A 4,567-nucleotide genomic window follows, 5' to 3' on the forward strand; every position below is an offset into this window, starting at 1 on the left:
GAACCACGGTAAGGAATCACACGTGCGTTATACAGCAGCTTACCTGAGGAGTGGGTTTTACCCTTGTCGTGATCAAAGAACACACCCGGAGAACGGTGCAGCTGAGACACGATTACACGCTCGGTACCGTTGACAATAAAGGTACCGTTATCGGTCATCAGGGGCATTTCGCCCATGTAAACTTCTTGCTCTTTGATGTCTTTAATTGCTTTGGTCGCTGATTCTTTATCATAAATGATCAGACGAACCTTAACGCGCAGTGGTGCCGCATACGTAACACCACGGAGCATACATTCTTTCTCGTCAAACGTAGGTGTACCCAGGCGGTAGCTCACGTACTCGAGCGCTGCGTTCCCTGAGTAGCTGACGATCGGGAAAACAGATTTAAATGCCGCATGAAGGCCGACGTCGTGACGCGTATCTGCGTCGAGGCCTTCCTGCAGAAACTTGCGATATGAGTCAATCTGGATTGCCAGAAGGTAGGGCACATCCATCACGCTCGGTAATTTACCGAAATCCTTACGGATACGTTTTTTCTCAGTGTATGAGTAAGCCATCAGTGATCCCCGGACTGTTTCCTCGATTGGGCAGAAGTACCCGTGGCTCGAAGAGTTGCCTTGCTAAAAAACCCGACCAATGGGCCGGTTTTACTCACGTATTCCATAACGTGAAAAAGGCTGACGGGAATAAACCCGTCAGCCGATCATCATGCCGGGTCTGGCATGATGCCAAGCGAATCGCAGAAACTGCGATTACTTGATTTCAACAACTGCGCCAGCTGCTTCCAGAGTTTCTTTAGCCGCTTCCGCGTCTTCTTTAGAAACACCTTCTTTAACAGTTGCTGGAGCGCCGTCAACCATACCTTTAGCGTCTTTCAGACCCAGGCCAGTCAGTTCACGTACTGCTTTAATTACGTTAACTTTCTTGTCGCCAGCAGCAGACAGAATTACGTCGAATTCAGTCTGAGCTTCAGCTGCACCGCCAGCATCGCCAGCAGCAGGAGCCGCTGCAACTGCTGCTGCAGAAACGCCGAATTTCTCTTCCATCGCTTCAACCAGCTCAACAACGTCCATTACAGACATTTCAGCTACTGCATTGATGATATCTTCTTTTGTCAGTGACATGAGATTGATCCTAAATTGTATTGGGCTCTACGCCCGTAAAATCATTTGAAACCGCGCTGATTAAATCAGGCAGCATCCTGTTCTTTTTGCTCACGAAGCGCAGCAAGGGTACGTACCAGCTTGCCAGCAGAGGCTTCTTTCATGACGCTCATCAGTTTCGCGATTGCTTCGTCGTATGTCGGCAGAGTTGCCAGCATATCAACGGAAACCACGTCACCGCCAAAGGCACCGGTCTTCAGTTCAAAAGCTTCGTTTTCTTTAGCGAAGTTTTTGAAGATACGAGCTGCAGCACCTGGGTGTTCTTTAGAGAACGCGATCAGGCTTGGGCCAACCAGAGATTCGGTCAGACACTCGTATTCAGTACCTTCAACTGCACGGCGTGCCAGAGTGTTACGGACGACTTTCATCCATACACCGGCTTCACGTGCTTCTTTACGGAGAGCGGTCATGGCTGCCACAGTAACGCCGCGGGAATCCGCAACAACTGCCGACAGAGCACCATCAGCTGCTTCCTGGACTTCGGCGACAATCGCCTTCTTATCTTCGAGTCCTAAGGCCACGATTAACTCCTAAAAGTTGAGTTAGGCTCTATTGAGCCATCCCGTGTGACAATTCAGTATTCTGAACGGGGTCACACACTATCTACGCAGGTACAATTAAGCGGCGGAGTGCAAAGCAAACCACCGCGCCTGCGGTCTTTGACAGCTGCCGCTGCAATACAGGATCACAGCGACAACCCCAAAGATGGTTGTGCTGATCAGAATTCCAGTGAGGAATGATCAACCACCAGGCCAGGACCCATGGTAGTGCTCAGTGTCACTTTCTTCATGTAGACACCTTTCGCCTGGCTTGGCTTAGCTTTCTTCAGATCCGCCAGCAGAGAGGTCAGGTTTTCTTTCAGTGCTTCTGCAGTGAAATCTGCCTTACCGATGGTCGTGTGGATGATACCGTTCTTATCGTTACGGTAACGAACCTGACCCGCTTTAGCGTTTTTAACAGCGGTAGCAACGTCTGGAGTCACAGTACCAACCTTAGGGTTTGGCATCAGACCACGTGGACCCAGAACCTGACCCAGCTGACCAACAACGCGCATTGCATCCGGAGAAGCAATAACAACGTCAAATGCCAGGTCGCCGCCTTTCATTTTCTCTGCCAGATCTTCCATACCCACTTCATCAGCGCCTGCCTCTTTAGCAACGTCAGCGTTAGCACCCTGAGTGAACACAGCAACACGCATAGTCTTACCAGTGCCGTTTGGCAGTACAGTAGAGCTACGTACGTTCTGATCTGATTTACGAGCGTCGATGCCGAGGTTAACGGCAACATCAACAGACTCTTTAAACTTTGCACCCGGCAGAGAAGCCAGCAGTTCAACCGCTTCTTCTACTGAGTAAACTTTGCCGAGTTCTACTTTCTCAGCGATCGCCTTCTGGCGCTTAGTCAGCTTAGCCATTACTCAACTCCTTCCACGTTCAGACCCATAGCGCGGGCAGAGCCAGCGATCGTACGTACCGCTGCATCCATATCGGCTGCAGTCAGATCCGGTGCTTTTGCAGTGGCGATTTCTTCCAGCTGCGCACGGGTAACGGTACCCACTTTTTCTGTGTTTGGACGTGAAGAACCACTGGTAATGCCAGCCGCTTTCTTCAGCAGGTAAGACGCAGGTGGCGTCTTCATTTCAAAAGTGAAGCTACGGTCGTTGTACGCAGTAATAACTACTGGAACCGGTGCGCCAGCTTCCAGGTGTTGAGTCTGTGCATTGAACGCTTTACAGAATTCCATGATGTTCAGACCCATCTGACCCAGTGCAGGACCAACCGGTGGACTTGGGTTAGCTTTACCAGCGCCAACCTGCAGCTTGATATAGCCTTCTACTTTCTTAGCCATGTGCTTTTCTCCTAGTGGGTATTAACGCCAAAAAGTGGCAGACGCTTACGCATCGGCCACTGGCTCCCCGCCCCTGAGGGCATTAATTTTCGCTTACGCGGACTTTTCGACCTGAGTGAACTCAAGCTCAACCGGCGTAGAGCGACCAAAAATTGTTACTGCCACCTGCAGACGGGACTTCTCGTAATCAACGGTTTCAACCACACCGTTAAAGTCTGCAAACGGGCCATCAATAACACGAACTACTTCACCAGGTTCGTAGATGGTTTTATGCGTAGGCTTGTCAGCACCATCCTGAACACGCTGCAGGATTGCATCAGCTTCTTTTTTACTGATCGGTGCTGGCTTATCTGCGGTACCGCCGATAAAACCCATTACCCGAGGAGTCTGATTAACCAGATGCCATGAATCGTCATCCATATCCATCTCAACCAGCACATAACCCGGATAGAACTTGCGTTCGCTTTTACGCTTTTTGCCGTCGCGAACTTCGACGACTTCTTCGGTAGGAACAAGAACCTCACCGAACTTATCCTGCATATTGTGCAACTCGATGCGCTCTTTCAGCTGAGTCTGAACACGCTTCTCGTAACCAGAGTAAGCATGCACAACGTACCAACGCATAGTCATATTCTGTTCCTCAACCTACGATCAGTTTAACGATTGAGCTCAAACCCATATCGAGCAAATACAGAAACAGACCAACGAGGAAAACAACCGCCACCACAATCATCGTGGTCTGACGAGTCTCAACTGGCGTTGGCCAGACTACTTTGCGACGCTCTTTGTTTGCTTCTTTCAGCAGCACCAGGAAGTTTGAACCCTGGGTCGTCGTAAGTGCAGCACCTGCAGCCAGCAACATGAAGGCCACAACGATCAGTACGCGATAGAGCGTACCCATTTCCACACCGACGCTCTGATAAAAGGCGTCACTCGCACCTGCTACCGCACCGGCAAACAGAACAAGAGCAACCAACCACTTAACTGCATCAAACATCGAACCGCTTGCTTTACTTTCGGTACTCATACCATTCCCTAAAAGCCAAAAATGGCAGCCGAAGCTGCCATCTTGAAATTTTGGCAGGCCAGGAGGGACTCGAACCCCCAACTTTCGGTTTTGGAGACCGACGCTCTACCAATTGAACTACTGGCCTATGACTCTCAATCAGGGCGGCGTAAGTTACAGCAACCCCACCAACTAATCAACCCCTAACACATTGATAAATTGGATTTATTTGCTATCAAAAGACAGCAGCCGGAAAACCGACTAAAAAAACGCCCAGCCAACGTGGGCGCTTTTTAATTTCAGGAGCGAAACATCTTCGCGAACACTGTATCAAACGATACAGGCTCAGGGATAAGATCCCCTCCTACACTACACAGACAGATTATTGCTTCGGGCGTCCTGCCCTTCACCCCTCACAAAACGAAGGGGGCCAGCCTCCGGCTGTCATAATTCGCTCCCAGCGAATTATTCAATAATCTTGGCTACAACGCCGGCGCCTACAGTACGACCGCCTTCACGGATCGCAAAACGCAGGCCTTCGTCCATCGCG

6 protein-coding genes, 1 tRNA gene and 2 pseudogenes are annotated in these 4,567 nt (G+C 50.3%); all 9 read right to left on the bottom strand.

What is annotated here, in order from left to right; genetic code table 11:
• Nucleotides 1-557: pseudogene (gene rpoB / locus B2067_RS01390) on the bottom strand (DNA-directed RNA polymerase subunit beta); the annotation flags it as partial.
• Between the two features lie 195 nt (nt 558-752).
• On the bottom strand, nt 753-1,124 hold the full coding sequence (rplL, locus tag B2067_RS01395; protein WP_068438673.1) for a 50S ribosomal protein L7/L12: 372 nt from the start codon (nt 1,122-1,124) through the stop codon (nt 753-755).
• A gap of 65 nt (nt 1,125-1,189) precedes the next feature.
• Entirely contained in the window at nt 1,190-1,684 is a 495-nt protein-coding gene (gene rplJ / locus B2067_RS01400; RefSeq protein WP_068441869.1) for a 50S ribosomal protein L10, read from the bottom strand.
• A gap of 197 nt (nt 1,685-1,881) precedes the next feature.
• On the bottom strand, nt 1,882-2,577 hold the full coding sequence (rplA, locus tag B2067_RS01405; protein WP_068435105.1) for a 50S ribosomal protein L1: 696 nt from the start codon (nt 2,575-2,577) through the stop codon (nt 1,882-1,884).
• A complete protein-coding gene (rplK, locus tag B2067_RS01410) occupies nt 2,577-3,011 on the bottom strand; it encodes a 50S ribosomal protein L11 (protein WP_068441867.1) in 435 nt (144 codons plus the stop codon). The genes rplA and rplK overlap by 1 nt, the downstream gene beginning before the upstream one ends.
• A gap of 93 nt (nt 3,012-3,104) precedes the next feature.
• The gene (gene nusG / locus B2067_RS01415) at nt 3,105-3,641 is read right to left on the bottom strand and encodes a transcription termination/antitermination protein NusG (protein ID WP_068436411.1); all 537 of its coding nucleotides are present in this window, start codon (nt 3,639-3,641) and stop codon (nt 3,105-3,107) included.
• Between the two features lie 10 nt (nt 3,642-3,651).
• The gene (gene secE, locus B2067_RS01420; protein ID WP_068436413.1) at nt 3,652-4,038 is read right to left on the bottom strand and encodes a preprotein translocase subunit SecE; all 387 of its coding nucleotides are present in this window, start codon (nt 4,036-4,038) and stop codon (nt 3,652-3,654) included.
• A 51-nt stretch (nt 4,039-4,089) separates the two neighbouring features.
• A tRNA-Trp gene (locus B2067_RS01425) sits at nt 4,090-4,165 on the bottom strand.
• 317 nt (nt 4,166-4,482) lie between these two features.
• Nucleotides 4,483-4,567: pseudogene (locus B2067_RS01430) on the bottom strand (elongation factor Tu); the annotation flags it as partial.

This window comes from Thalassolituus sp. UBA2590, assembly GCF_002339775.1.
Taxonomy (GTDB): Bacteria; Pseudomonadota; Gammaproteobacteria; order Pseudomonadales; family Oceanobacteraceae; genus Thalassolituus.

Excerpts from the sequence above, each read along its gene's own strand:
- secE (WP_068436413.1), bottom strand. The coding sequence starts at position 4,038 with ATGAGTACCGAAAGTAAAGCAAGCGGTTCGATGTTTGATGCAGTTAAG.
- rplA (WP_068435105.1), bottom strand. The coding sequence starts at position 2,577 with ATGGCTAAGCTGACTAAGCGCCAGAAGGCGATCGCTGAGAAAGTAGAA.
- nusG (WP_068436411.1), bottom strand. The coding sequence starts at position 3,641 with ATGACTATGCGTTGGTACGTTGTGCATGCTTACTCTGGTTACGAGAAG.
- rplL (WP_068438673.1), bottom strand. The coding sequence starts at position 1,124 with ATGTCACTGACAAAAGAAGATATCATCAATGCAGTAGCTGAAATGTCT.
- rplK (WP_068441867.1), bottom strand. The coding sequence starts at position 3,011 with ATGGCTAAGAAAGTAGAAGGCTATATCAAGCTGCAGGTTGGCGCTGGT.